Here is a 25,790-nt window from a genome sequence, read left to right as displayed (position 1 = left end):
ACAAGCGTGACGGGCATGCCGGCAAGCTATAAAAAGGGAGCATAGGATACCCTAAAAAACACTCTAAGCCCTTATAAAACACGGGTTGCGGCGTCTTCTCGATGAAAATTCACACGCCGCTTTCATAACTGTTCAAAGCTTAATCAGTTAATTGAGATAAAAGTTCAACAACGCTCATTACGTGCCACATAGCGAAAGAAACATAAGGCGCTATCCGCTTATATACGGTACACAAAGTGTACTGCACACTATTGAAATACATTTGTTGTAAATTTGTTAAATCAAAGCTAGATTAATTACTTCAAGCGGTCGTTTGAATTTTAAAGCGTTGCACTTGAATGTTTCATTAACTGCTATTCATTAAAAGCAAGGAGCTAACATGATTGACATGCTGAAAGGTTACTCAGTGATTACAGAAATCCCTGTGGCATGGGGGGAAATGGACGCGTTAAATCACGTGAACAATGTGGTGTATTTTCGTTATATGGAAACTGCACGTATTGATTACTTTAATAAAGTACAGTTGATGGAAGATATGAAATTGACCGGTGTTGGCCCTGTATTGGGTGAAACAACATGCCGCTATAAGCTACCAGTCACTTTCCCGGATACGCTATATGTTGGCTCTCGCGTATCTGAAATTAAAGACGATCGTTTCACCATGACATATGAAATTTATAGTAAGAAGTTAAATGCAATAACGACTGTCGGTAGTGCAAAAGTCGTTATGTTTAATTTTAAGAATAAAAAGCCAGATAATTTGTCTCAGCATTTACGCGATACCATTATCGATATTGAAGGGGATGAATTGAAAGTGGTAGAAAGAGTATAAGGCTCTACTGCTGTATATATAGATGTAATTTATCGTTTCTTAGCTAAAAAAAGACATGTAGCAGTCTTTAAAGGCACTGCTACATGACTAGTTACAGGTATATCAGCATACCCCACATCGGCATTCACGAATTTAATTGATAATGCCTAAACCGCCTTAAGCACAACAAAATAAGCTGATTCGCTGTTATTTTGAGCATATAAAACGCGAAATATTATCCATGAAGCCAAAGATGAACTTTTGCTGTTTATTGACATCTTACGTTCACATTCCCTCGATACTGTATCTACAGTTACAGCGTTGGTGAGAATTCATTAAGGTCCGTAAACCAATCAATTGCACTTTTAGGATGAGATAACGCGGTGAGCAATCAACCTCAACCTGATGCAACGGAAAGCATCGCACACAGGATAAAGGATCGTACAACTCAGATTTATTACACAGAACGTGAACGTGTTATGTATGAGCGTTTAGGGCAGGCGTATGCTTGGTATCAAGTACTGTGTGATGAGATTAAACCCATTGAGCAATCATTGCTTAGTGCACATTATGAAATTTGGCCCCAATTGACTAAGTTTAAATTCAAAACGTTCAACCAACTTCTTGTAAATGAAAGCCACGTTTTATTTGAGGTTGATCGAATTCAAAAAAAATCCCAAGCAACCGTTGAACAATTTGCATATATTGATTCACTCAATCAGAAACGTCGTGCCATTTACCCTGAGTGGAATCGTGCGAAAAAAGCATTAGAGTATATTGAATCTGAAAAAGCGTATTTACGTGCCTTAAAAGATGTAGCCGTTTCGCCTTTATAGCGTCTTATAATCGATACTTTTTTTGCTTTAGCGGCTCTTTCTACATTTTATATTCTTGGCTTCTATACTCAATAGAAAAGAGAGAGTCGCTATGTTTATTGCAATTCAACATGAAATTACCGATCCCGAACAATTTTGGCAAAAAGCCAGTGGGGCATTAACGCATCCACCGTCTGGTATGCGAGTACACTCGACCATGCTCAGCCAACGTGAGGGGCTTTGCCAGTGCATGTGGGAAGCTGAATCTATCGATAGTATTCGTGAATTTCTTGAGCCAGAATTAGGCGATTCTTCTGTAAATACTTATTATCAGATTGACCCTGATTTGGCGATTGGATACTAATAGCAATCTAGACAAGTATCTGACCATTTACCTACCCTGAATGGTATAAAAGGTAAATTATTCGTACTTGTTGTCGATGAATTGGGTGATTAGCGGTGTAATTGTTAAAGTCGTAAATAACCAGTAAGTCATCATCTTTACTTTGATTTTATGTTCGTTAATCTATTGGTTACACCTGTCCGCTTTGTTATACAGATCACTATTTGAATATTCATTTAAGTGATGCCTACCACAAAAGTATTATTACATCAGGCTAGAATTCTGGATTAATTAAATAACTCCAGATGAATCTCTATAGGTGTATAACAATGAAAAATAATCCAATTCGCTTAGGTATGGTTGTTGCTGGTTTGTGCTTCAGCACATTTTCTTTTGCTTCTGCCGATCTGCCGAATATTAAAATTCTCGCAACTGGCGGCACTATTGCAGGCGCAGGCCAATCAGCAACAGAATCTAACTACACATCAGGTAAAGTGGGTATCGATGAGCTGATTGCTGCTGTACCTGATATGACAAAAATTGCGGATATTAGTGGCGAACAAGTCGTTAAAATTGGCTCTCAAGACATGAATGATGAAGTTTGGCTAACACTGGCAAATCGAGTTAACGCATTACTTGCACAAGATGATGTAGACGGTGTCGTTATCACTCACGGTACAGATACTATGGGTGAAACAGCTTACTTCCTTGATCTAACAGTTAAAAGCGATAAGCCAGTGGTACTTGTTGGGGCGATGCGTCCGTCGACTGCTATGAGTGCTGATGGACCAATGAACTTATACAATGCTGTTGTAACAGCTGCAGATAAAGATTCTGAGGGGCGTGGTGTATTGGTTGCGATGAGCGACAATGTATTCGATGCTCGTGATGTGACTAAAACCAATACAACATCAGTTGATACGTTCCAATCGCCAAACTTTGGTACGCTAGGTTATATCCACAATGGTGATGTAAAATATCAGCGTAGCCCAGAACGCAAGCATACGTCTGATACCGTATTTGATGTATCTAAGTTAAAAGAGCTACCTAAAGTCGGTATCGTATATAACTATGCAAATGCTTCAGATTTACCGGTAAAAGCACTGATAGATGCTAAGTATGATGGCATTGTAAGTGCAGGTGTGGGTAACGGTAATATGTACCACACTATTTTTGATGAGCTAGTAAAAGCGAGTAAAGATGGCACTATGGTAGTCCGTAGCTCTCGTACACCAACGGGTTCAACAACACTTGATGCAGAAGTGGATGATGCTAAATTTGGTTTCGTGGCATCAGGTACATTGAATCCACAAAAAGCCCGCATTTTATTGATGTTGTCTTTAACACAAACTCAAGATTACAAAGAAGTTCAAAAGATGTTCCAATTCTATTAAGCCACTCTTCTAGCCAGATATTGATGTTAGAGTTGATTTTAGAATAATGAAAGCCGCATTTTTGCGGCTTTTTTGTATTATGAAACCCGTCCTGAAACCTGCAATAAGTATGGCCAGATCAAAATATAATCCGCCATAAATATGACCAGCTCTGAAAATTAATTAATACCTAAGGTATTGCTTCTTCATCTAAATCAAACGAAGCGTTGATCAAATTTTTCGTGTACTCATGCTGAGGATTATGGAATATCTCTTCGGCTGTGCCTTGTTCCATTACTTCCCCATTTTGCATTACTAATACTCGATCAGACAGCGCTTTGACGACAGAAAGGTCATGGCTAATAAACAGAAAGCCTATATTGCTTTTGGCTTGAATATCTTTAAGTAAATCAATCACAGTGAGTTGAACAGAGCGATCAAGTGCTGATGTGGGCTCATCGAGTAAAATAAAGGATGGATCAAGAATCAACGCACGAGCAATCGCTATACGTTGGCGTTGCCCCCCTGAAAATTCATGAGGGTAACGGTTAATTGAATGTGGATCTAGGCGAACCTCTTCAAGTGCTACACGGGCCTTTTGCAAACGCTCTAGTTTAGACAAATGAGGCTGATGCACCGTTAAACCTTCAGTAATGATTTCTCCTACCGTCATACGAGGTGACAAAGAACCGTAAGGGTCTTGGAAGACCATTTGTACGTCTTTTTTCAGTTCAAAGCGTTCTTTATCTGTGAGTGAACTAAGGTCGATTCCTTTGTAAGCAATTTTACCCGTCGAGGGAAGTAAGCCAATAATGGCGCGACCTAGTGTTGATTTACCGGAGCCAGATTCGCCTACAATCCCTAAGGTTTCACCTTGTTTTAGTGTGAATGAAATACCTTTTACCGCTTCAAAGTACTGATTCCTACTTTTAATGAAGTGAGATTTTATTAGGAACTTCACTCGAATATCTTCAGCATGAAGAAGGTCGGGAGCATTGGCTGTGATGGGATCTTTCTGACCTTTGGGGATTGAGTTGATCAGCATTTGTGTGTATTCATGTTGCGGGGCGTGGAAAAGTTGTTTTGTTTTGCCTTCTTCCACTATTTCACCTTTGCACATTACCAGTACGCGGTCAGCAAAGTGCTTAACAATACCAAGGTCGTGAGTAACAAACAGGATCGCCATTCCCATTTTAGTTTGGATCTCTTTGATTAAATCGAGAACTTCAGCTTGAACCGTCACATCTAACGCAGTGGTCGGCTCATCAGCAATCAAAATATTGGGCTCATTGATAAGGGCCATTGCAATCATAATACGTTGCAGTTGACCACCTGAAAACTCGTGAGGGTACTTAGTATAAGCTTGTTCAGGGTTGGGTAAATGAACAAGCTTAAAAAGCTCTAAAACACGGGTTTTTGCCTGAGATTGAGATATACGGCGGTGACACATAATCGCTTCTGCAACCTGAATGCCCACCCGTAAATAAGGGTTCAGAGAGGTCATCGGTTCTTGGAAAATCATACCAATACGCTCGCCTCGAATAGACTGCATTTGACGTTCGGTTTTTGCTAATATTGGTTCATCGTCAAAAATAATGCTCGATTGTGAAGAGATAATGGCATTGTCTGGTAATAGACACATTAACGCATTACTCGAGACAGATTTACCTGAACCGGATTCCCCTACAATGGCAAGTGTTTCGCCAGCGTGTAAATCAAAGTTGATATTTTTCACCGCATCGACCATTCCATCATTAGTAGTAAAACTGACAGAGAGGTTACGAACTTGAAGAATGGCTTGGTCTGGCATGATATATCCTTATCAATTGATGAGATGCATTGGGTGAAATGAATCTGGGGTTACTTTTAATTGGGCAAAGTAATGGTGTGCTTTTTGTAGTTGTTCGTATTCTGCCATCCATTGAGAATCACTTTGAGCGATACAAAAAGCCCCCATATAATGCAGAAGATCGTCACTTTGTTTATCGAGAGTCGAGCTTGTGCGTTGAACAAGAAGGCTTGTTTCAAGAGAGATAAATTGCAACAAGGCATAAGATTGATTCAAGATTGCAAATGCCCCCTGATATTGCCCCATTCGATTAAGTATTGATGATTGTGCGACAGTTGCATCACTTAATGCGATTAATAAGCATGAGAATTGACAGGGTTTAATATTCTCGTCTTCTAAAGCGAGATGGATATGTACAGGAAGGTTATTTAACACTTCACTGTATAGGTGATGTGCTTCAGGCCAGTGGCCTTGCTCCATAAGCTGCTCTGCTTTTAAATAACGGACCCAACATTGCTGTAATTCCATAAGTAACCTCGCTTTATAAGAACCCTAACGATAATGATATTTATTATCACTTGCAGGGTAAATCAATTACCTCTCTTTAAGTCTTAGTTGTGCGAGTGTTTTTCTTGGGGATTAATGACGGCAGAATAGGGAAGGTATTTGACTATAAAATTTTTAATATCTGTTATTAAAAAAATAGACCACAGTTGTGATCTATTTTTGTGTGTCAGACTAACTCACTGTTGTTCTATTTGCCCGCAATGCTCAAACGTGCAAAACGAATCTGTGGTGCAAAGAAATCACGCTCGTAATCGTTGCTCAGGGTGTTACTTACGGCATCAACTTCTTTCAGCATTTGATAGAAGTTACCAGCAACGGTAATACCACGAACAGCTTGAACGCGTTTACCGTCACGGCATAAGAAACCACTCGCGCCGAACGAGAAATCACCGCTTACAGCATCAGCTCCAGAGTGAACCCCTTGAAGTTCGATAAGCTCAAGGTATTCGCCCGCCGTAACTTCTGCATCTGAACTTGTGCCTGCAGCAATAACTGTATGGCGAGGTGACACGCCTAAACCACCTTTTGCTGAGCGTGAACCATTAGCGGTATTTTCAATGCCAAAGAAGTTAGCTGTATGGCTATTGTGAAGCATGTTCTGTAGCTTGCCTTCACCAATTAGAATGGTGTCACGGGCAGCAAAACCTTCACTGTCGAAGCTCTTAATTGCAAAACCACCTTCAACAATCGCTTTATCAGAAATCGTCAGCAATGAGCTGGCAACTTGCTGGCCTAACAGGTCGCGCCAAGGGTTTATCCCTTTCATTGCCGACTGCCCTGACAGGCTCATGCTAAATGCACCAAACAGGTTACTTAGCGAGCTGAGGTCGAAAACAACAGAGTAGTTTTGAGTCGCAATAGGGCCGCCATCAAGCAAAGCTTGAGCGATGTCATAACCATGATTGATACAGAAGTTTGCATCGAGTTGGTCAAAGTGACGTCCTGAAGACATGCCACCATGCATCGATTGTTTACCGTCTTGCTCGTACAAGGTGTATGCATAGCAATAAGTAGAACGTTCTTGATGGTGACAAAGTGTGCCTTGGCTATTCGCAAGAATGATCTGGCTGTCTGATTCTGCGAAACCATTGTATGGCGAGCTAGAAGCGTGAGGCTTTGATACCACACCGTTTTCAAGCGCTAACGCCATTTCAATTTTATCATCAACTGTTGCGTCATCTTGTTGATAGATTTCAGCAATGTTAGTCGTGATCTTACTGTTAATACAGCTAATAGCTTGATGTTCATCTTGCTGAGAGAACTGAGCATTTTGCAGTGCTTGTTCAAGCATGATATCAAGGCTTTCTGGCGCTAATGATTCAGAATAGCTGGTGGCTACCCGCTGATCTTTCACTACGCGTACACCAATAACTTGACCAGATGTGACTTTATATTCTGCAAGTTCACCGTCGTTGGCTTTCAGTGAAAAATTGTTACTGCGGTTGGCAATAACATCGGCTTGCGCACCCGCCGCTTTTACTTTTTCTAATACGTGGTCAATCGCATTCTGAAGTTTGTTTTGATCAGCCATTAGTTACCACCCCCAACAAGAATATTGTCAACTTTTAGTGCCGGTTGGCCAACAGTTGTTGGCACTGAACCACTTATAGATCCACACATGCCAGCTGCTAATGCAAAGTCATTACCTACCATGCTAATTTCTTTCAATACTTTAGGTCCAGTACTGATCAATGTAGCTGATTTCAATGGCTTAGTGATCTTACCATTTTCAATCAAGTAGGCTTCTTGTACGGCAAAGTTAAATTCACCAGTACCTGGTTGAACAGAACCACCGCCCATCTTCGGCGCATAAATTCCATGCTCAACACTGGCTACCATTTCATCAAGCGAGCTGTTGCCTGCTTCAATGAAGGTATTACGCATACGAGAAGTTGGTGCGTATTTGTATGATTCACGACGACCAGAGCCTGTTGGCGCATAACCAGTCTTCATGCCGCCTAATTTATCCACCATAAAGCTGGTTAACTTACCGTTTTTGATAAGCTGAGTGCGTTGGGTTTCCATACCTTCATCATCGATGTTGATAGAACCCCATTCATTCGTCATGGTGCCATCATCAACTGCGTTAACAACAGTATTGGCAATCATTTCGCCCATTTTATCGTGGAAAACCGAGGCTTTTTTTGCAACTGATGTGGTTTCCAGTAGGTGACCACAGGCTTCATGGAAAATAACACCGCCAAAGCCGTTACCGATAATCACTGGCATTTCACCAGACGGACAAGGATCGGCAAATAGTTTAACCATGGCTTGTTTAGCCACGTGTTGACCAAGATCTTTCGCATTTACGCTGTTGTGAAACTCCCAGCCCGTTAATGCGCCCGGTGCTTCAAAACCGGTAGATTGGTCGCTACCATTTTGTGCAATTGCAGTCGCTGCTATACGGGTATAATGGCGGGTATCACCAATATGAAGACCTTCAGAGTTGAAGATTTCGATTTGTTGTTCACGTTGCAACATACGGCCAATAAACTGAGAGATTTTGTCGCTTTCAGCGCGGGCTGCATGGTTCACTTCTTTTAAGAAGGCAATCTTTTGTGCAAGTTCTGCACCTTGGCTCAGTGGGTACTGGCAAGTATGTTTATTGGTGTAACGGTTAAGATTTAGTGCTACGCCATCAATGATTTGATCGCGTTTATCTTTTGCGGTAAGTAGGCTAGTAACACGTTTTAATTCTTCTTCTTCCGTGCTATTGGTGTAACCGTAAAGTACTTTATAACCAAAAAACAAACGGATACCGATACCAAAATCGATACCTGAATTGACTTTATCAACCTCACCCGAGACTAATTCTACAGAGCTTGATTGATGATGTTCTACAAATAATTCGGCAAAATCAGCCCCAAGAAAGAGGGCATGATCGATAACTGCTTTAGCAGTAGCAGGGTTTAGCATGGTTGCTCCTTGCTGAATAAAATAACCAGATCAACCTATCACTAATCGATAACGTGTTCACATTATTAGTGTGATAGGTTGATTCTATGAATTATAAAGACTCTTTTTTAACTATTGAGCACAAAATACTCTCTAGTTCATCCCAAGGCAGAAGCTCTTTGTCGATAAACTCGATACGTGATTCAAAGCCATCTAACGATAATTCATTGATAGATACCACTTGGTTTACCACGTTAAAGGCAATACAACCACGTTCAGTGTTAACAACGGCTTTAACGCGTTGGGCACTTATATTTGAGAATAGTGTAAATAACTTGGAAAAATCGAAAATTTGATCGGCAGCAAAAAACCAGCCACAGCTGCGATAGCCCTGACCGCTATTTTCTTTACGAATAAAAACTTGTCCTGGGGCTAATTCAAACTCAGGTAACGGCGCCATATCTGCACTTTCTGAGTGGTGATGATGGTGGCTATGTTGCGCTTCTCGTTCTAGGCGTTCAACGTCTAGCCAGCTAAGTTCAAGCTCACCTTGCTGAACCTTACCAATCGCTGCTTTTGCTGGTTGGCTGTTTTCAATAAAATGTTCAAATGCGATGAGGTCATACTCTGTGCTTTCATCGATTTTGTTGGCGACAACCACATCGGCAAGCGCGAGCTGATCTTGGAAATTGGAATTGTCGGTATACGCGGTATCAGCAAAATGGCGAGGATCAACAACAGTAATGGTTGCACGAAGGTCGATGTAATCTTCATATATGCCCGAAGTAAGCTTCGCAATGACTTCTTTAGGGTGACCCAAGCCTGTTGGTTCAAGTAATAAACGATCAGGTTTTTGGGCTAATAAAGCATTAATACCCACAGACATAGGCAAGCCTGCGACACAACACATACAACCCCCAGGCACTTCTTTAATGATCGCCCCTTGTTGAGAAAGGATTGCACCATCGACACCGACGTTGCCAAATTCATTAATTAACACTGCCCATTTTTCATTTTCAGGTTTTCGAGCCAATAAAGATAGAATTGAGGTTGTTTTACCAGCACCCAAAAAGCCCGTGATGATATTAGTAGGAATGCGTTTCATGCTGTGACAGATCTCCTTGGGAACGACGGGGTAACCGTCTTCAATACATCCATGTTACTTAAAAAGAGCCGTAGGTAGAAGAGAGGTATTTTTTGCATGACCAAAGTGGTCGAAAAACACGCTAATTTAGACGAAAGTACGCCTAATAGGCCATATTCCAATGGCTAGTTGAATACTACTCCAGCTCTTTTAGCCCTTTATACTGTTCTAATGCGGACGGATTTGCTAAGGCTCCTATATTTGTTACTGGCAAATTATGTACGATATTACGCACAGCAAGTTCTACCAACTTTCCGGATTTAGTTCTTGGTATATCGCGAACGGGTAAGATAACCGCAGGAATATGGCGGGGAGAGCAATGTTGTTTAATTCGCTGACGTATTGTGGCTTTTAGCGCGTCATCTAACATACAGCCATCGGACAGTTGAACAAATAGCACCACACGCACATCATTTTCCCAGTTTTGTCCTATTACTACAGAGTCGGCTATTTCATTTAATGGGTTCACTTGGCGGTAAATTTCTGCTGTACCAATACGTACACCACCTGGGTTTAATACGGCATCAGAACGGCCAAAGAAAACCATGCCGCCTGTAGTGCTTAATGCGACAAAATCGCCGTGATGCCATGTATTTGGGTAGGTATTCCAATACGCATTATGGTAGCGCTTTCCTTCCGGATCATTCCAAAAACCAATCGGTTGATTTGGGAAACTATTACAACAAACAAGTTCGCCTTGTTGGGTTAATTCTGATTGCCCCTGTTCATTGAAAACACGCACATCCATACCTAAAGCTTGGCTCTGGCATTCTCCTTTATAAACTGGGCTAAGGGGATTACCGATAGCAAAGCAACCACAAATATCTGTACCACCAGAAATTGAAGCAAGCTGAACATCAGATTTTATGTGGTTGTATACATAGTCAAACTGTTCTGGTGCAAGCACTGAACCTGTTGAACATAATATTTGTAGGTGTGTTAATGAATAGAATTTGTTTGGGCTGTAATTTTGTTTTTCGAGCGCTTCTAAATATTTAGCTGATGTGCCAAACAACGATAGCTGCTCTTTCTCTGCCATATCCCATAGCACACTTGCATTTGGGTAAAATGGTGAACCGTCATACAGTACGACGGTAGCCCCAGAAGCTAGCCCGCTGACTAACCAATTCCACATCATCCAGCCGCATGTCGTGAAATAGAAAATCCGATCACCTTGCTTGGTGTTACAGTGTAACTTTTGTTCTTTAAGGTGATTCAATAACAAGCCCCCCGTGCTATGCACAATGCACTTGGGTTTGCCAGTCGTGCCTGAGGAATACAAAATATACAGCGGGTGGTTAAAAGGCACAGGTGTAAATTGAATATCTGCTGGTTCGTATGGATCTAATGCATTTTGCCAAAGGGTTAGTGTGACACTTTTGGGGATAGAAGCAGTAAATGTACGTATATCTATCTGGGTATAGGGAATAACAATCAATTGTTCAACGCTGGGAAGTTGAGCAAGCATTTGCGTGATATTGTCTAAGCTGCTGTGTGATTTTCCGTTATAAAAATAGCCGTCTGCCGTTAATAATACTTTGGGTTTAGTTTGGCCAAATCGTTCTATAACACTATCTGCACCAAAGTCGGGTGATGTCGATGTCCAGATTGCGCCTAATGCCGATGTAGCTAACATGGCAATAATGGCCTGAGGTATGTTGGGTATGTATCCTGCGACTACATCACCTTGCTTAACCCCTTTAGCGGTGAGAAACTGGGTAAGCTGTGATGTTTGACGATAGAGCTGTTGCCAGCTTACACGTTGCTGGTGCTCTTTTTGCCCTTCACAGTGAAATATGATGGCATCTGCAGCTGCATGTCGATTCCAGTTTTTGAGTAGATTCTCAGCAAAGTTCAGTGTTGCATTAGGGAACCATTGTGTCTCTTTAGCTGGCAGGGCTGACTGCAAGGGGGTAAAGCAAGTGGGATCGCCTTTATGACCTATTACATCAGAAAAATCCCAGACTTGATCCCAGAAGCTATCGCTGTGGGCAACAGACCAATGATGTAGCTGGTGGTAGTCATGAAACAGCGTATTTTGTTGCTCACTTAATTGAATCATGAATTGATAGAGTAAACTGGATTGAATACGTTCCCGTGAAGGGCGCCACAGCATTTGTGGATCGTCGGTATTTACTGTCATTGATTAAACCCTCCGTGTGTAACGTCGTTATATTTATTATTTTTTGTGCTGCTTTGCTTATCTTGCTCGTTTACTGCTGTTACTTGTTTACTGCTGATTGGGGTGTGCATGTTTGAATGCGTCTATTTGTTGGCAATGCTGATCAACGAGCGAGAGATTGGGGTATTTAGTCATATCAAAATCAAAACGCTTAGCATTGTAAATTTGTGGAATTAAGCAAATATCAGCCAGCGTTGCGTGATTGCCAAAACAGAAAGTTTGCTCAAACGATGGGCTACGACTCAACATGGCTTCTAATGCCTGAAAACCGCGTTCAAGCCAATGAAAATACCAAACCATTTTTTCGTTCTGGTTAACGCCTAAATCGCTGTTTAAGTAGTTCAGCACACGTAGATTATTCAAAGGGTGAATATCGCAGGCAATCAATAGGGCAAAAGAGCGACACTGCGCTTTTTGCCAAGGATCGTTAGGCAGCAAAGGAATATCTGGATACGTTTCATCAAGGTATTCAATGATTGCTAAAGATTGACTCAATATACCATGCTCGGTTTTCACGCTAGGCACTAAGCCATTAGGGTTTACCTTGGTATAATGACTACTGTTTTGTTCATTATCAATGAGTGAAATAGGGTGCTGCTCGTAGTTTTTGCCTGCATCTAATCCTTTCAAATTTAATGCAATACGTACACGGTATGAGGCAGAAGAACGGTAATAGTCGTATAGCGTTACTGCAATTGCATCATCCATTGTTATTCCAGCCCTTTTTATTTAAACGGGTTTATGGTGTTCTAAATCTTGTTTATCATAGACGTTAGTGTATTTAACGACCCTTTGCTCTATTGCACCGAAAATAGAGCGCCCATCGTCATCAAACATTTCTATTTTTACGGTATCACCAAACTTCATAAAGGGGGTTACGGGTATGCCATTTTCAATAGTTTCAAGCATACGTCGCTCGGCTAGGCAGCAAGAACCACTTGTACGGTCAAGGTTAGATACAGTGCCTGAACCAATAACAGTTCCTGCCCCAACATGGCGGCTTTTCGCGATATGCTGCACCAATTCAGCGAAGTTAAATGTCATATCTGTACCGGCATGAGGTTGCCCAAATAATTCATCGTTTAAGTGAACCGTTAAGCGGTGGTGTACTTTAAAATCATGCCAGCTGTCATTTAATTCATCGGGCGTTATTGCTACCGGAGAAAAAGCTGATGCGGGTTTTGATTGGAAGAACCCAAACCCTTTGCTAAGTTCATTAGGAATAAGGTTACGTAACGACACATCATTCACTAACATCAGCAATTTAATGTGGTCGTGTAGTTGTTCTGTGCGTGTCCCCATCGGAATATCGTCGGTAATAACGGCTATTTCACCTTCAAAATCGATTCCCCATGCTTCATCGGCTGCTTGAATATCCTGGTAAGGCCCTAAAAATCCATCTGACATACCTTGGTACATTAAAGGATCAGTCCAAAAACTTTCTGGCATGGCTGCGCCACGCGCTTTTCGAACCAATTCGACATGATTAACATAAGCACTGCCATCTGCCCATTGATATGCTCGTGGAAGCGGAGAGGCACATCCGTGCGGGTTAAAAGGAAAGACATCATGTGCAACACCATCATTAAGGTTACGGTAGAGGTGTTGTAAATCGGCTTCGACTTGTTCCCAGTTATCTAACGCAAATTGTAGGGTCGGGGCAATGTCGTGTGCGTGAACGGCTTGTGTTAAATCTCTTGATACAACAATGAGTTGCCCATCACGACCTTGATGTAGAGACGCTAATTTCACGGTGTGCTCCTTATTTACAATGTAAATCTATATATTCAAGTTAATAGAAAATAAGCAATGGAATGAATGATTTATGTGTTGTTACTTGCCGTTATTTACGGTTCAACCAAGAATAAACATAGTCTTTATTTTCAACACCTTCAGGTAAGTCTGCTATTTCTAATGGGAAGCGTGTATCGATCATTACGGCAACTTCATCGGTTTCTTTTTTCTGATTGGTTTGACTTGCTGCAAGTGCTTTAGGGTGGGGGCCATGAGAGAAACCGCAAGGGTGATGAGTGATCATTCCGGCTTCAATATTATCTCGGCTGAAGAAATTACCACGGTGATAAAACAGCACTTCATCGTAGTCATCATTGTTATGAAAGAAGGGCACTTTAAGCGCATTTGGGTCACTTTCGATCGGACGAGGTACAAAAGTACAAATGACAAAACCATTTGCGATAAATGTGGAGTGTGCCGACGGTGGTAAGTGGTAGCGGTGGCTCATTAACGGACGAATATCACGCCAATTCAACTTGAAAACAGTGAGGTTACCTTTCCAGCCTTGTGCATCTAATGGATTGTAAGGGTAGGTAATGGTATTCATTTGGTTACGTGCTTTTAAGAGTACTTCCCACGTTTGCTCATTGTTGGGTTGCCCGCTTTGCTGAGCTAAAAAGTCATCATCAATGCGGGCATATTCTAATATCGCAGGATCATAAACGGCGTGTTGCCCAACAATACCTCTATCGGGTGTTTTATAGCCACTGTTAGACGCTTCAATCAGTAACAATGATACGGGCTCATCCATTTCAATACGCCAGCTGGTGGCGCGTGGTATAACAATGTAATCACCGTCTTTAAAGCTTAAATGACCGTAATCACAATAGAAATGACCACTGCCACTATGAACAAATAGCACTTCATCACCATCGCCGTTACGTACTAGATGATCCATACTTTGTTGGCTATTCCAAACGCGTATTTTCACATTGTCGTTATGAAGAAGCAGTGAGGCATCCCACGGTGTAATGCCTGTTTGTTCAAGTTTGGTGGTGTCTATCGCGCGTGGACGAAGTGGGCCTTCCCATTTGATCCAGCCTGTTGGCGCGTGCTTATGATACATATGGCTAGCTGGACCAAAGAAACCTTCTTTCCCGCATTCGCGCTCGAAAGTACCTTCTGGAAGATCACAATGTGCCTGCCGAGAAGTTTTCCCTTCAATGATTGGAAACTGGAACCATTGCTGCATCATTAAATCCCTCTTTAGTCAGCCTCTTTAACATCGCTCAACCAAGATCATGATCCAAGTATTGGTTAAATAAATGTTAACCGATAAGTTAACTTTGGCGGAGTTATGATAAACAATCAACTAAATAACAGTAATAGAAATACCGATAGTGTGTTGAATGTTTTACATATATGTATTTCTAAAATTTTTCTTTCGCCAAAGATAAGATAGTGTTTTCATGTGGTTAATTTCCCCTTTAAGTGCAGGTTAAAAGAGCTGATAGGTTATCTTTGATAATTGCAGGTTAAGTGTGAGCTCAACAATAAATGTAAAGCTTATGTTACGCATTGGTTTTATTTGATTCTTATTTGTGGGTTCCAATTCACCCTATAAAACACCTAATCTTTATAAAAAGGATTGGTATTGGTTATCTGCGTTCATTGATCTAAATGATGATGTCGTTAATCGTTAACTTCCGATTAAAGCCATGGTAAGGCGAGATAATTAGAGGGCATTTTTATGGGAAAAGCGACCAAGTATGTCTCTAAAAAGTCAGATGAAAATGGCTTTATTGATTGGAGTGAAGATGAGAATCAAATCTGGCACGATTTGGTTGTAAGGCAGCTCACTTGTATTAAGGGGAAGGCCTGCGAAGAATATCTTGCTGGGTTAAAGTTACTAAATTTACCGACCGACCATGTTCCGCAGTTAAAAAATATTAATCGAGTGTTGAAAGAAACGACGGGCTGGGAGTGCGTAGAAGTCCCTGCATTAATTAATTTCGACCGTTTTTTTCATTTACTTTCTAACAAACAATTTCCAGTCGCGACCTTTCTACGAAATCGTGATGAATTTGACTATTTGCAAGAACCTGATTTTTTCCATGAAGTATTTGGCCATTGCGCGATGCTGACAAATCCCGCTTTTGCTGAATTTACTCACGCGTACGGCCGGCTAGGTGCTCAAGCCAGTAAGGAAGATCGCGTGTATTTAGCTCGACTGTACTGGTTCACGGTGGAATTCGGTTTAATGAGAACAGCTGATCAGCGTACTATTTATGGCGGTGGTATTTTATCTTCCCCTGGCGAGACAGAGTATGTATATAAAGGAAGAAAGGCGCGTTATAAGCCTTTTGAACCCGTCGATGTAATGCGGACACCTTACCGAATAGATATTATGCAGCCACTCTATTTTGTAATTCAAAACATTAACCAGCTGTATGAATTAGCACAAAAAGACATCATGAGCATGGTGCAAGAAGCCAAAGCTTTGGGGCTACACAAACCGTTATTTCCACCAAAGAAAAAGGAGCATTTAGGGGAATATGTCTAATTTACATGAATTGAAATGCGAAGCTTGCCATATTGATGCACCAAAAGTAACCGACCTTGAATTAGAAGAAATGTTAGAGGGTATCTCGCAGTGGAGCGTAATAGAACGTAATGGAATTAAACAACTGGAACGTGAATTTACATTTAAAAACTTTAAACTTGCTTGGGCTTTCAGTAATAAAATTGCAGAGCTAGCCGAGGAAGAATTTCACCACCCAACCATAACGTTAGAGTGGGGGAAAGTCACCGTTTGTTGGTGGAGTCACTCAGCAAAAGGGCTACATAAGAATGATTTCATTTGCGCAGCGAAGACTGATCGTTGTCTAGAGTAGCATGTTACTAATGATGAACTCGATGTAACTAAAGCCACGCATCTTTGTTGTGGCTTTTTTCATGGTCTGCGCTGGGTTATCACTCTGTGCTAACTAATTGAGGGTAATTCTTGGGTATAAAAGCGAATAAAAAATATTAAATGCAGTGTGTAGCTTTTTTATAACTTTTGTTATTGAGGCTAATCTTGTAGTTTTTACTTTCAACCCAAAGTTCAAGTTTTCACATTCCTCTTAACGAATAATACTATTCTCTTAGTAAAAAACACTGTTCACTTTTCGAGGGAGTGTTGTAAACTCTGCATTTTAAGAAAGTATTGCGATATATCTGTGTTTATAATTATTATTAGGCATAGCATTGTGTGACTTGGCGCATAACAATATATATCTTATTGTATTTATTGGTTTTACTTTTCTTGTTATCGAAGCTTATGCCTTGTTCTTACCTATACTGAGGTGATACGTGTTAAATGAGTCAAATTTACCCATGACAGAACACAAAGCACCTGAATTGATGATTGCGTGTGAAGAGTGCGGGTTAGTTGTAGATAAGCCAAGGCTCGAAGAAGGGCAAAAGGCGGGATGTCCACGTTGCCATCATACGTTAACTAAGCAAATTTCTATGCCGTTTCAGCGTCCGTTAGCCTACGGTATTGCTTGTATGATTATGCTGGTCTTGAGTATTAGTTTTCCGTTCATGTCTTTTAGTGTTCAAGGGATCTCTCAAGAAATAACCTTGTTACATGCTGCTGAAATGCTGCAGCATTTTGAAAATAGCTTGTTGGCGTTATTACTGCTGATGACTGTTATTGTATTACCTGCTGGCTATATTTGCATTGTGATGTATTTGTACTACAAAGCCTCGAAAATTAAGCAAGTGGGGCGAGAAAATGTGAATCTACGAGTGATAAAACGTTTATGCCGTGGTCTTTTTCGTGTTGAAGCTTGGTTGATGGTAGATGTTTTTTTTATTGGGGTGCTTGTTAGTTTAATTAAAATTGCATCGTTAGCGGATGTTGGGCTAGGTATCTCTTTTGGTGCTTTCTGTGTTTACACTGTATTGGTTGTTAAGTGTGTCTCGATGGTTGATAGAACGTGGCTATGGGATCAATTTATTCCGATGGTACCGCTTAGTGACGTGAAACCTGGCGACACGCATATGTCGAATAATCATGTTAACTGCCATATGTGTTCTCAATTAAACCCAATGCCAGCAAAGGAACACGCAAAGTGTTTACGTTGTGGCAGCCATTTACATCAGTACGCCCCTAACTTGAGCCTGCAAAAGTCGTGGGCATTACTATTAGCGTCATTCATTTTCTATATTCCCGCAAACCTCTACCCAATGATGTACACCGTGAGTTTGGGAAAAGTGGAGGGTTCTACAATTATGGGTGGCGTTGTTTTACTGTGGAATATGGGTTCATATCCTATCGCGCTGGTGATTTTTTTAGCGAGTGTAGTCATTCCATTGGCTAAAATGTTTTCATTGGTCTGGCTATTTATCAGCGCGCGTAAAACTGCAGATTCATCCACCAAACGTGCTATTCAACGTTTAGGTTTGTATCGAATGACTGAGCTTATCGGGCGTTGGTCAATGATTGATATTTTTGTTGTTGCCATTTTAGTTGCGTTGGTACAGTTACAGAACTTAATGGCAATTTTCCCTGGTCCTGCTGCTTTGTCTTTCGCGATTGTGGTTATTTGCACAATGCTGTCAGCCATGCAGTTTGACCCTCGTGTTTTCTGGACACAACCAAGTGGTGATGATGGACATAGCTTGCTTGTAGATGAAATAAAAGAATTCGATACTGCTGACCATTCAGTTCAATCGACAGCCATTTCTAATTTTAATAAGAAGCCTGATTATGAGTGATAACAAGCCAGCGAAGGCTGATGTTCAAGTTTTAAAACAGATATCAACAATATGGTTAGTGCCTATTGTTGCGTTGGTTATTGGTATCTGGATGTTGGTGCAATTTGTTGGAAGTAAAGGCCCAGAGATAACGCTGACGTTAAAAACGGCAGAAGGTATTGAAGTGGGAAAAACCGAGATTAAATCACTGAATGTAAAAGTAGGTGTCGTAACTGAAATCAAGCTGAGTGATGATTATACGTATATCACAGCAAAAGTGCAGATGGATAAAGACGCCGAAAGAATGCTGAAAGAAGATACACGATTTTGGGTAGTAAAACCCCGAATAGGCAAGGAAGGTATTTCGGGTTTAGATACCTTGCTGTCTGGATCGTATATTGAGTTACAACCGGGTATTAAAAAAACCGAAAAACGTGAGTTTACAGTGCTAGATGTACCGCCTGTTGCACCCGCAGAAGCTAAAGGTTTACGACTAATATTAACGCACCGTGAAGCGGGTAAACTAAGTGTTGGCGATCCAGTCCTATATGAAGGATTTACAGTCGGGCGAGTTGAAAAGGTGAGCTTTGATACTGACACTAAAAAAGCTAACTACCAGCTATTTATTTTTCAGCCATATGACAGCTTGATCCGTAGCCGTACTAAATTTTGGTTAACATCAGGTGTTGACTTACAGATGTCGGCGCAGGGTTTCAACTTGAAAATAGGCTCAATAGAATCATTAATTACAGGTGGAGTCAGTTTTAGAGTGCCTAATGGTTCTGAAGAAGGAAACCTCATCACCAAGCAGATGAGCTTATTTAAGCTATATAACAACTTTAATATGGTACGTGAGCGAATTTTCGATGAGTATATCGAATATGTCATGCTATTTGATGAATCAGTTCGTGGCTTAAATGAAGGTGCTCCTATCGAATATCGTGGTATCCGCATAGGTACGGTGAAGAAAGTACCATTGCGTCTACCAACACGCGAAGAAGGCTTTTCTAGCAAACAGATTCCTGTTCTTGTTCGAATCGAGCTTGGTCGAGTCTATGGTCAGAATGGCATTGATTCTCTTGATGATTTGAAACGTAATTTAGAAAGTGAATTTGAAGGCGGGCTTCGTGGCAGTCTTAAAACTGGTAATTTATTAACTGGTGCACTATTCGTCGATACGGATGTATACAAAGATGAAGAAATGCCACCAATCAATAAATATGATGATTATCCGTTGTTTCCAACCAAAGCGGGTGGTTTTGCTGAAATACAGAAGCAAATTAGCGGTGTACTGAAGAAGTTTAATGATTTACCTGTCAAAGATACGTTAACGTCTTTAACTCAGACCTTAGACACTTCGCAGAAAACCTTGTTAGCAGCAGAGAAAGTAGCGAAAAGTTTAGACAAATTGTTAGCGCAAAAAGATACCCAAGCATTACCAAGTGATATGCGTAAAAGTTTACAAGAGATTCAGACAACCTTGAATGGCTTTGGGCCGGATGCTGCACCTTATAGAAATCTTGAGGGAGCATTATCGCGTTTTGAGCAAGTAATGAAAGAGCTACAACCCGTTTTACGACAATTAAATGAAAAGCCTAACTCATTAGTTTTCGGTGACGATAAAGTACAAGATCCTATTCCGGCTGGAGGCCGCCAATAATGAAAAAGCACGTATTATTTATGGTAGTCGCAACTGCATTCTTAGCTGGTTGTAGTAGTCAACCCGATGCTGTGAATAGTTATCTATTGCCTACTGGTGCACAAAGCACAACGTCTCAAATTGGGTCTAACCAACCATTACTGGTTATTCGTCCGGTTGAGATGGCTGAACATCTAGCAGGTACAGGCCTTGTGTATCAAGTAAGTGATACCGAAGTTGTGCAAGCTCAACAAAACCTATGGGCTGAAAGTATTGGTAAACAGCTGACACGGCGTATTAATCAAGATTTACGTAATAAGCAAAGCCAGTTCTGGACAACTGAATTGACGCCAGCCTTAAGTACGTATAATTCACCGCGGTTACAGGTGAAAATTGATGAGTTCAATGGACACTATTCCGGCATGGCTAAAATTAGCGGCGAGTGGATGCTAGTAAAAAGTGATGGTGACTTGAATGGTGTGTACCCATTTCAGTTCCAAGTACCTTTACAAGAAGAAGGGTACGACGCGCAGGTTAAAGCCTTATCTGAAGGTATAAACCGTTTAACTACTCAGATTGCACAACGGCTAAAAGTGGCGCCAGCTTCTTTGTAATAAAAAACCGATAGGCCATCATCATTTATTGAATGGATAGAAAGGAGCCCGAAGGCTCCTTTTTCAATTAGGTTATAAAGTTGGCTGTTATTTCAGTGGTAATAACAGGCTTACAGTTTAACCAGCATTTTTCCTTTGTTCTTACCTTCAAACAGTCCGATAAATGCATTAGGCGCTTCAGCTAAGCCTTCGTACACAGTTTCTTCCCATTTGATTTTACCTTCAGAAATCCATTGGCCCATTTGCTGTGCGAATTCACCATAGTGCGCCCAGTGGTCGAATACGATGAAGCCTTCAACTTTTAATTTCTTGATAATAAGCATGGCAAGGTTAGTAGGGCCTGGCTGAGGCTCTGTCGCATTGTATTGAGAAATCATGCCACATACCGCGATACGACCGTAATCATTCATGTTTGCCAATGCAGCTTCAAGGTGTTCACCACCAACATTTTCAAAATACACATCAATACCTTGCGGTGCTGCTTTTGCTAATGCTTCTATTAGGTTTGATTCTTTCTTATAGTTGATCACAACATCAACACCTAAGCTTTTAAGCAGTGCCACTTTATCGTCAGAACTAGTTGAACCGACAACAGTACAGCCGTGCATTTTTGCAATCTGACAAGCGACGCTACCCACTGCGCCAGAAGCTGCTGAAATGAAAACAGTATCTGTTGGTTTTAATTTTGCGATACGGAACAGGCCTGTCCATGCGGTCATACCGGGCATACCCATAATGCCTAAGAAACTTTGATCGGGTAGTGGTGTTACAGGAAGTGCGGTTAAACCGTTTCCGTTACTGATGTAATGGCTGCGCCAACCCTGCATACTGTTTACTTTGGTGCCAACAGGGAACTCACTGTTTTTCGATTCAAGAACTTCACCAATTGCGCCACCTTCTAAGGCTTCACCTATTTGGAAAGGGGCAATGTAGCTTGCACGATCCATCATGCGGCCACGCATGTAAGGGTCAACAGACATCCAAAGGTTCTTTACTAATACTTCACCATCTTGTATTTCAGGTAATGTGTTCTGAGCCAATGCAAAGTTTTCAGCTGACGGAATGCCTGTAGGGCGAGAAGTTAATTGAATTTCTTGAATGTTCATTATGTCTTCCTTTGAAGGATTTTAAGTAACAGTAGCAGCTTCTTTTCATTTTGTTCAAAAGCTTACTGCTTGTTTAATAGTTATGGTTTGTTGATAGAGTAAGATCTAATTACTTTCCCTGCAAATATTTTGCGCACTAACTAAATCTGCTTTTTAAATTACACCCAGTTTTTTATTTATGCAATAGGCTTGTGCGAAAATATTTTGCGCGCTAAGTATTTTAAGGCTAACTATATTACTGTGATGCAATACACGTTATTATGCGGAGTATAGATTTGGAGTGGATACAACCAGTATCGTTTGGGTGAAAAATGATCACTGAAAAGTGATTGTATGCCGGAGAGGGAAAGAATGTCTCAACAGTTATCAGACAATGTGTGCTTTGCACTCTATACGGCGACCAATGCATTAGTTCGCGCATACCGCCCATTGTTAGACGAGTTTGATCTAACCTACCCACAATATATTGTTATGCAATCATTGTGGTACAACAATGATGTAAGCCTGACCGAGCTATCTCATGATACTCATCTCGATCCGGGAACATTAACCCCGATAGTGAAGCGTTTAGAAGGCAAGCAAATGCTGACTCGTCAAGTTTCACCCATTGATGAGCGTAAAAAAGTGATTTCTTTAACGTTGACTGGGCGTGAGTTACAAGAAAAAGCGAAAGATTTGAAGCAACAGCTTCGCCAGAAGTCGAGTATGGATGCGTCTCGGGTAGAAGAGCTTCGTTTGCATTGTTTAGAGCTAGCTAAAAACCTTCAAAAGTAGCTTGGGCAAAGTTATAGTCACTCGCCATCAATTATAACTAGTGTTAAGTAGTTATGAGATGGCGAGTAAAATAGTCGAGTCATTATTACGTTTTATCGAATCCATTATCCTTGTTTAAAACGGTAGTAGCCGTTTATCCAGCATTCTGGTAATTGCTCACCAGATGGAAAAGCCAAATTCTGTTTGTCTATCGCAACAGGATCAGCTAAATCTTCCCCTGATTGGTATTGAACATCCACCTGTTGAGTAAAAGGGTTTATTAAAGACCCCATATCAATCACATCTACTAGATCACCAGTACGAGTCTCTTTAAGAAACATAGTGTGATTCTCCTTGACGACATTTGTCTAAAAAGAAATAAGTCAAAGTCATGACCATTGTTAAGTAATTATGGCTGATTTTAATGATTAGGCGATCTTGTCGTTAAAATTGATTGTGTGATTGCTCTGGCATTTGGGGCAAAAATTATTTATCTAAACAAAAGCGGTATCACTAATTGGCACTTTTCTGGTTCACTTTGTTGCATGTGTTGCTCTTATTCCTTAATTATTAAGTATTATATCCAAGTAACCTTACGGTGTAGGTTCTCGCTGAAGTAAGTACAGTAAGGTAACTTGGATATATAATGATAAAAAATCTGGAGTAACGATGAGTCAGTATTATTGGGGCGTTGATCTAGGTGGCACGAAGATTGAGTGTGCAGTGATGTCACGAACAGATGATCAGTGTGTGTTGCGTAAGCGAGTAGCCACTGAAGGCAGTAAAGGTTATGCCCATATTCTACAACGTATCAAGTCTCTTATTGATATGTGTGCTGAATCTATAGGTGAATCCCCCGAAGCAATTGGGTTTGGTACGCCTGGTGCGTTAGATCCTCAAACAGGTGTAATGAAAAACTGCAATTCAACAGCATTGAATGGTCAGCCTTTTGATAAAGATCTCTCAGAAATGTTGGGCACTAAAGTTGTACTTGCAAATGATGCAAATTGTTTCGCGTTAGCGGAAGCCCGCTTAGGTGTTGTGAAACGCTTAAAGCCCGATGCTGAAGTCGTATTTGGTATTATCATGGGCACAGGTGTCGGTTCTGGTGTTGTTGTTAATGGCAAGCTGATAAACGGACGACATGGCATTGCAGGCGAGTGGGGGCATAATGTATTAGAACCTAATGGTGCGTTATGTTATTGCGGTAAAGAAGGCTGTTTAGAAACAGTGATTTCAGGGAAAGGCTTAGAAGCGCATTACAAAAGTATTACCAAGCAAGAGCATTCTTTGCCTGAAATCGTAAAATTAGCTGAAAGCGGAGATAGCTTCGCTCAGCATACATTAACGCGATTAATCGATAAGTTTGGTTTAGCTGTTGCACAAATTATTAACGTTATTGACCCCGATGTGATTGTTGTGGGTGGGGGAGTCGGTAATATAGATGCACTTTATGAGCACGCCCCACAAGCGATTAAGCGTCACTTGTTTAACCCAATATTAGATACACTTATCGTTAAACCTGATCTGGGTGATAGCGCTGGTGTATTTGGGGCTGCGATGTTGGTGAAATAAGCGATTCAACTGTTCTAGTTTGGTATCAATATAAAGGGAGTAATTATTGCTGATCGTCAGCATGTCATTACTCCCTTACATTTAGGTGTCGATTTATAGGTGTCAATTTAGAATACGAAATTCAGCATAACAGTGTACAACTGGGCATCTTTGTCTTCACCGTAAGCGATTGGTGGTGCAACAAATTGTCCTGAATTTCCGGCGTTGTAATCTTCTCTATCCATAAAAATATTCTGCCATTCAGCATTAATAGAGACTGTGTGCGTGATATCGTATCTTACGCCTGTCGTAATGCTATTGCTTTTCCGGCGCTGGTGGCTCTCTCCATACACTACATAAGGGGTAAACTTATCGATATTATAAGAAGCGCTTGTATACCAATTCGTTTGAATCTCGTCTGCTTCTACTTCTGCCATAAAATGCCACTGATCAAGTGAATATTCAGCCCCGAACGTGTAGATGTTTAATGTTTCATAGGTTGGTGATGGAACGATTCGATATTTTGCATTCATATAATTCATATGAATACGATAATTAAAGCCACTAATATCGAATGAAATACCTGCCACTCGCTCTGTATCAAATTCAAGCGTTACACTATCGTAATCCGTTTTATTGGTATTCGAAAAACCATAATATGGCATTGCCGCGAGCACTATTTCATCGGAGAGCTCATATTCCCAACTGACCGAAAGACCATCAAAGTAATTGAATCCTAAAATGCTATCGTAGACCTCTTGTGGCGGTCGTGCCCATGTGTAAGCTTGCCCGACATAATAATATTCCGACGCAAGAAAAAGAGGTAGCCTTAGGCGCCCGGCTTTAAATGATAAGTTGTTATAGTTGTAGGCTAGATAAGCCCATTCTAATTCTGGATCAGACCAATCATCTTGAGGACGTTTAACGACTTGGACAGAAGCACTTAATTCATCCCATATTGCCCAGTCTGCCTGTAAGCCAAATGTTGTATCACAATCGTAGCAAGTGTCATCTGTAATCTCTCGATTCACAAATAGTGGTGTTTTGTTATCTGACTGAGTAATCGATGTTGAGCCAAAACCGCTGATTGAAAAGTTATCGGTAACGTCGATTGCAGCTTGTGAGCAGAATGGAATTGCAGCGATAATAATGGTTGATAAAAGTGTTTTATTCATTGTCTTACTCTCCCTGTAAGATAGTGATTAAAATATTGGCATTTTCCGGAACAGATTCAATGGGAGCATACGCAATACCATTTGGATTATTATTCAACCATTCAATAATGCTTTTTATATCATCACTATTAAGTTCTTCTGGTGCTTTACCTTTCCCTGAAAATGATAAACTTGCCCAATATCCATTCATCTGAGATATGGATTTGCCAAGTAACATAGAATAAAATTCTTCTCTATGAATAGAATTCACAGGCAAATCAACTAATATGATTTTTAAGCTACCATTTATTTTTTTTGTTTTTCCTTTATAAATCATTCTCGCTTTGCTTTTACTTAAAGCGGGGATATCATTATTCATCGAAAATACGGCAAACTCTACCTCATTATTATCAGAGCTACTTTCAGCATTAATATGGGATGAAAATAATGTGATGAACATTCCAAATAAGAATGTTATAACGATTTGTTTATCAAGAAAATCCTTATTCATTGATTTTGTCCATATCGGTGAGTACTAAACCTACTATACATAATAGTAGGCACTATTGTG

The 25,790-nt window shown here is 40.7% G+C and carries 24 protein-coding genes; 11 read left to right on the top strand and 13 right to left on the bottom strand.

Features of this window, described 5'->3' with window-relative positions; all coding sequences use genetic code 11:
• Nucleotides 1-379: 379 nt before the first annotated feature.
• The 4 genes from C9J47_RS26535 (at nt 380) to ansB (ending at nt 3,363) form a co-directional block, all read left to right on the top strand.
• On the top strand, nt 380-832 hold the full coding sequence (locus C9J47_RS26535; RefSeq protein WP_107257019.1) for an acyl-CoA thioesterase: 453 nt from the start codon (nt 380-382) through the stop codon (nt 830-832).
• A gap of 362 nt (nt 833-1,194) precedes the next feature.
• Nucleotides 1,195-1,647 (top strand): hypothetical protein, encoded by a 453-nt coding sequence (locus C9J47_RS26530; protein ID WP_211321795.1) that lies wholly within the window; start codon nt 1,195-1,197, stop codon nt 1,645-1,647.
• 91 nt (nt 1,648-1,738) lie between these two features.
• Nucleotides 1,739-1,990, top strand: coding sequence for a hypothetical protein (locus C9J47_RS26525; RefSeq protein ID WP_107257017.1), 252 nt, complete (start codon nt 1,739-1,741; stop codon nt 1,988-1,990).
• Between the two features lie 308 nt (nt 1,991-2,298).
• Nucleotides 2,299-3,363 (top strand): L-asparaginase 2, encoded by a 1,065-nt coding sequence (ansB, locus tag C9J47_RS26520; RefSeq protein WP_006229544.1) that lies wholly within the window; start codon nt 2,299-2,301, stop codon nt 3,361-3,363.
• Between the two features lie 169 nt (nt 3,364-3,532).
• On the opposite strand, the gene C9J47_RS26515 is transcribed toward ansB, so the two are convergent.
• From C9J47_RS26515 to C9J47_RS26475, 9 genes are all read right to left on the bottom strand, one after another.
• Nucleotides 3,533-5,152 (bottom strand): ABC transporter ATP-binding protein, encoded by a 1,620-nt coding sequence (locus C9J47_RS26515; RefSeq protein ID WP_107257015.1) that lies wholly within the window; start codon nt 5,150-5,152, stop codon nt 3,533-3,535.
• Nucleotides 5,153-5,164: 12 nt separating this feature from the next.
• On the bottom strand, nt 5,165-5,659 hold the full coding sequence (locus C9J47_RS26510) for a hypothetical protein (RefSeq protein WP_107257012.1): 495 nt from the start codon (nt 5,657-5,659) through the stop codon (nt 5,165-5,167).
• Between the two features lie 226 nt (nt 5,660-5,885).
• Entirely contained in the window at nt 5,886-7,229 is a 1,344-nt protein-coding gene (locus tag C9J47_RS26505; protein ID WP_107257010.1) for a TldD/PmbA family protein, read from the bottom strand.
• Nucleotides 7,229-8,614, bottom strand: a complete 1,386-nt coding sequence (locus C9J47_RS26500) for a TldD/PmbA family protein (protein WP_107257008.1) — start codon at nt 8,612-8,614, stop codon at nt 7,229-7,231. Before C9J47_RS26500 ends, C9J47_RS26505 begins: the two co-directional genes overlap by 1 nt.
• Nucleotides 8,615-8,705: 91 nt before the next feature.
• Nucleotides 8,706-9,698 carry a CobW family GTP-binding protein gene (locus tag C9J47_RS26495; RefSeq protein WP_107257005.1) on the bottom strand — a complete coding sequence of 331 codons (993 nt, stop codon included), beginning with the start codon at nt 9,696-9,698 and terminating at the stop codon, nt 8,706-8,708.
• 175 nt (nt 9,699-9,873) lie between these two features.
• Nucleotides 9,874-11,880, bottom strand: a complete 2,007-nt coding sequence (locus C9J47_RS26490; protein ID WP_107257003.1) for an acetoacetate--CoA ligase — start codon at nt 11,878-11,880, stop codon at nt 9,874-9,876.
• An 87-nt stretch (nt 11,881-11,967) separates the two neighbouring features.
• The gene (maiA, locus tag C9J47_RS26485; protein ID WP_107257001.1) at nt 11,968-12,627 is read right to left on the bottom strand and encodes a maleylacetoacetate isomerase; all 660 of its coding nucleotides are present in this window, start codon (nt 12,625-12,627) and stop codon (nt 11,968-11,970) included.
• A gap of 21 nt (nt 12,628-12,648) precedes the next feature.
• Nucleotides 12,649-13,671 (bottom strand): fumarylacetoacetate hydrolase family protein, encoded by a 1,023-nt coding sequence (locus tag C9J47_RS26480; RefSeq protein WP_107256999.1) that lies wholly within the window; start codon nt 13,669-13,671, stop codon nt 12,649-12,651.
• Nucleotides 13,672-13,762: 91 nt separating this feature from the next.
• Nucleotides 13,763-14,905 carry a homogentisate 1,2-dioxygenase gene (locus C9J47_RS26475; protein WP_107257045.1) on the bottom strand — a complete coding sequence of 381 codons (1,143 nt, stop codon included), beginning with the start codon at nt 14,903-14,905 and terminating at the stop codon, nt 13,763-13,765.
• A 498-nt stretch (nt 14,906-15,403) separates the two neighbouring features.
• On the opposite strand from C9J47_RS26475, the gene phhA reads away from it, so the two are divergent.
• From phhA to C9J47_RS26450, 5 genes are all read left to right on the top strand, one after another.
• Entirely contained in the window at nt 15,404-16,216 is an 813-nt protein-coding gene (gene phhA / locus C9J47_RS26470) for a phenylalanine 4-monooxygenase (RefSeq protein WP_107256996.1), read from the top strand.
• Entirely contained in the window at nt 16,209-16,547 is a 339-nt protein-coding gene (locus tag C9J47_RS26465; RefSeq protein ID WP_107256994.1) for a 4a-hydroxytetrahydrobiopterin dehydratase, read from the top strand. The genes phhA and C9J47_RS26465 overlap by 8 nt, the downstream gene beginning before the upstream one ends.
• 484 nt (nt 16,548-17,031) lie before the next feature.
• Complete coding sequence (locus tag C9J47_RS26460; RefSeq protein WP_107256992.1) at nt 17,032-18,420, top strand: paraquat-inducible protein A; 1,389 nt, start codon at nt 17,032-17,034, stop codon at nt 18,418-18,420.
• Nucleotides 18,413-20,059 carry an intermembrane transport protein PqiB gene (gene pqiB / locus C9J47_RS26455; protein ID WP_107256989.1) on the top strand — a complete coding sequence of 549 codons (1,647 nt, stop codon included), beginning with the start codon at nt 18,413-18,415 and terminating at the stop codon, nt 20,057-20,059. The genes C9J47_RS26460 and pqiB overlap by 8 nt, the downstream gene beginning before the upstream one ends.
• Nucleotides 20,059-20,652, top strand: a complete 594-nt coding sequence (locus C9J47_RS26450; protein WP_107256986.1) for a PqiC family protein — start codon at nt 20,059-20,061, stop codon at nt 20,650-20,652. Before pqiB ends, C9J47_RS26450 begins: the two co-directional genes overlap by 1 nt.
• 110 nt (nt 20,653-20,762) lie before the next feature.
• Here the strand turns inward: C9J47_RS26450 and C9J47_RS26445 are convergent, their stop codons facing one another.
• Nucleotides 20,763-21,758, bottom strand: coding sequence for an NADP-dependent oxidoreductase (locus C9J47_RS26445; RefSeq protein ID WP_107256984.1), 996 nt, complete (start codon nt 21,756-21,758; stop codon nt 20,763-20,765).
• A 351-nt stretch (nt 21,759-22,109) separates the two neighbouring features.
• Here C9J47_RS26445 and C9J47_RS26440 point away from each other — a divergent pair, with 351 nt between their 5' ends.
• Nucleotides 22,110-22,532, top strand: a complete 423-nt coding sequence (locus C9J47_RS26440; RefSeq protein ID WP_107256982.1) for a MarR family winged helix-turn-helix transcriptional regulator — start codon at nt 22,110-22,112, stop codon at nt 22,530-22,532.
• A gap of 104 nt (nt 22,533-22,636) precedes the next feature.
• On the opposite strand, the gene C9J47_RS26435 is transcribed toward C9J47_RS26440, so the two are convergent.
• Entirely contained in the window at nt 22,637-22,852 is a 216-nt protein-coding gene (locus tag C9J47_RS26435) for a hypothetical protein (protein ID WP_006229561.1), read from the bottom strand.
• A gap of 328 nt (nt 22,853-23,180) precedes the next feature.
• On the opposite strand from C9J47_RS26435, the gene C9J47_RS26430 reads away from it, so the two are divergent.
• The gene (locus C9J47_RS26430) at nt 23,181-24,086 is read left to right on the top strand and encodes an ROK family protein (protein WP_107256979.1); all 906 of its coding nucleotides are present in this window, start codon (nt 23,181-23,183) and stop codon (nt 24,084-24,086) included.
• 107 nt (nt 24,087-24,193) lie between these two features.
• Here C9J47_RS26430 and C9J47_RS26425 read toward each other — a convergent pair whose 3' ends face one another.
• Nucleotides 24,194-25,240, bottom strand: a complete 1,047-nt coding sequence (locus C9J47_RS26425) for a porin (protein ID WP_107256977.1) — start codon at nt 25,238-25,240, stop codon at nt 24,194-24,196.
• Nucleotides 25,241-25,244: 4 nt separating this feature from the next.
• The gene (locus C9J47_RS26420; RefSeq protein WP_107256974.1) at nt 25,245-25,730 is read right to left on the bottom strand and encodes a hypothetical protein; all 486 of its coding nucleotides are present in this window, start codon (nt 25,728-25,730) and stop codon (nt 25,245-25,247) included.
• Nucleotides 25,731-25,790: the final 60 nt, after the last annotated feature.

The sequence above is a fragment of the Photobacterium indicum genome, from assembly GCF_003026215.1.
Lineage (GTDB): Bacteria > Pseudomonadota > Gammaproteobacteria > Enterobacterales > Vibrionaceae > Photobacterium > Photobacterium indicum.
The sequence above is the reverse complement of the archived record's forward strand: the minus strand, read 5'-3'. Positions and strand labels throughout refer to the sequence as shown.

What these genes read in the sequence shown, in the direction of transcription:
- C9J47_RS26435 (WP_006229561.1), bottom strand. Translation starts at nt 22,852, where the DNA reads ATGTTTCTTAAAGAGACTCGTACTGGTGATCTAGTAGATGTGATTGAT.
- C9J47_RS26535 (WP_107257019.1), top strand. Translation starts at nt 380, where the DNA reads ATGATTGACATGCTGAAAGGTTACTCAGTGATTACAGAAATCCCTGTG.
- C9J47_RS26510 (WP_107257012.1), bottom strand. Translation starts at nt 5,659, where the DNA reads ATGGAATTACAGCAATGTTGGGTCCGTTATTTAAAAGCAGAGCAGCTT.
- pqiB (WP_107256989.1), top strand. Translation starts at nt 18,413, where the DNA reads ATGAGTGATAACAAGCCAGCGAAGGCTGATGTTCAAGTTTTAAAACAG.
- C9J47_RS26425 (WP_107256977.1), bottom strand. Translation starts at nt 25,240, where the DNA reads ATGAATAAAACACTTTTATCAACCATTATTATCGCTGCAATTCCATTC.
- C9J47_RS26460 (WP_107256992.1), top strand. Translation starts at nt 17,032, where the DNA reads ATGACAGAACACAAAGCACCTGAATTGATGATTGCGTGTGAAGAGTGC.
- C9J47_RS26490 (WP_107257003.1), bottom strand. Translation starts at nt 11,880, where the DNA reads ATGACAGTAAATACCGACGATCCACAAATGCTGTGGCGCCCTTCACGG.
- C9J47_RS26525 (WP_107257017.1), top strand. Translation starts at nt 1,739, where the DNA reads ATGTTTATTGCAATTCAACATGAAATTACCGATCCCGAACAATTTTGG.
- phhA (WP_107256996.1), top strand. Translation starts at nt 15,404, where the DNA reads ATGGGAAAAGCGACCAAGTATGTCTCTAAAAAGTCAGATGAAAATGGC.
- C9J47_RS26515 (WP_107257015.1), bottom strand. Translation starts at nt 5,152, where the DNA reads ATGCCAGACCAAGCCATTCTTCAAGTTCGTAACCTCTCTGTCAGTTTT.
- C9J47_RS26475 (WP_107257045.1), bottom strand. Translation starts at nt 14,905, where the DNA reads ATGCAGCAATGGTTCCAGTTTCCAATCATTGAAGGGAAAACTTCTCGG.
- C9J47_RS26430 (WP_107256979.1), top strand. Translation starts at nt 23,181, where the DNA reads ATGAGTCAGTATTATTGGGGCGTTGATCTAGGTGGCACGAAGATTGAG.
- C9J47_RS26445 (WP_107256984.1), bottom strand. Translation starts at nt 21,758, where the DNA reads ATGAACATTCAAGAAATTCAATTAACTTCTCGCCCTACAGGCATTCCG.
- ansB (WP_006229544.1), top strand. Translation starts at nt 2,299, where the DNA reads ATGAAAAATAATCCAATTCGCTTAGGTATGGTTGTTGCTGGTTTGTGC.
- C9J47_RS26465 (WP_107256994.1), top strand. Translation starts at nt 16,209, where the DNA reads ATGTCTAATTTACATGAATTGAAATGCGAAGCTTGCCATATTGATGCA.
- C9J47_RS26505 (WP_107257010.1), bottom strand. Translation starts at nt 7,229, where the DNA reads ATGGCTGATCAAAACAAACTTCAGAATGCGATTGACCACGTATTAGAA.
- C9J47_RS26500 (WP_107257008.1), bottom strand. Translation starts at nt 8,614, where the DNA reads ATGCTAAACCCTGCTACTGCTAAAGCAGTTATCGATCATGCCCTCTTT.
- C9J47_RS26495 (WP_107257005.1), bottom strand. Translation starts at nt 9,698, where the DNA reads ATGAAACGCATTCCTACTAATATCATCACGGGCTTTTTGGGTGCTGGT.
- maiA (WP_107257001.1), bottom strand. Translation starts at nt 12,627, where the DNA reads ATGGATGATGCAATTGCAGTAACGCTATACGACTATTACCGTTCTTCT.
- C9J47_RS26420 (WP_107256974.1), bottom strand. Translation starts at nt 25,730, where the DNA reads ATGAATAAGGATTTTCTTGATAAACAAATCGTTATAACATTCTTATTT.
- C9J47_RS26440 (WP_107256982.1), top strand. Translation starts at nt 22,110, where the DNA reads ATGTCTCAACAGTTATCAGACAATGTGTGCTTTGCACTCTATACGGCG.
- C9J47_RS26450 (WP_107256986.1), top strand. Translation starts at nt 20,059, where the DNA reads ATGAAAAAGCACGTATTATTTATGGTAGTCGCAACTGCATTCTTAGCT.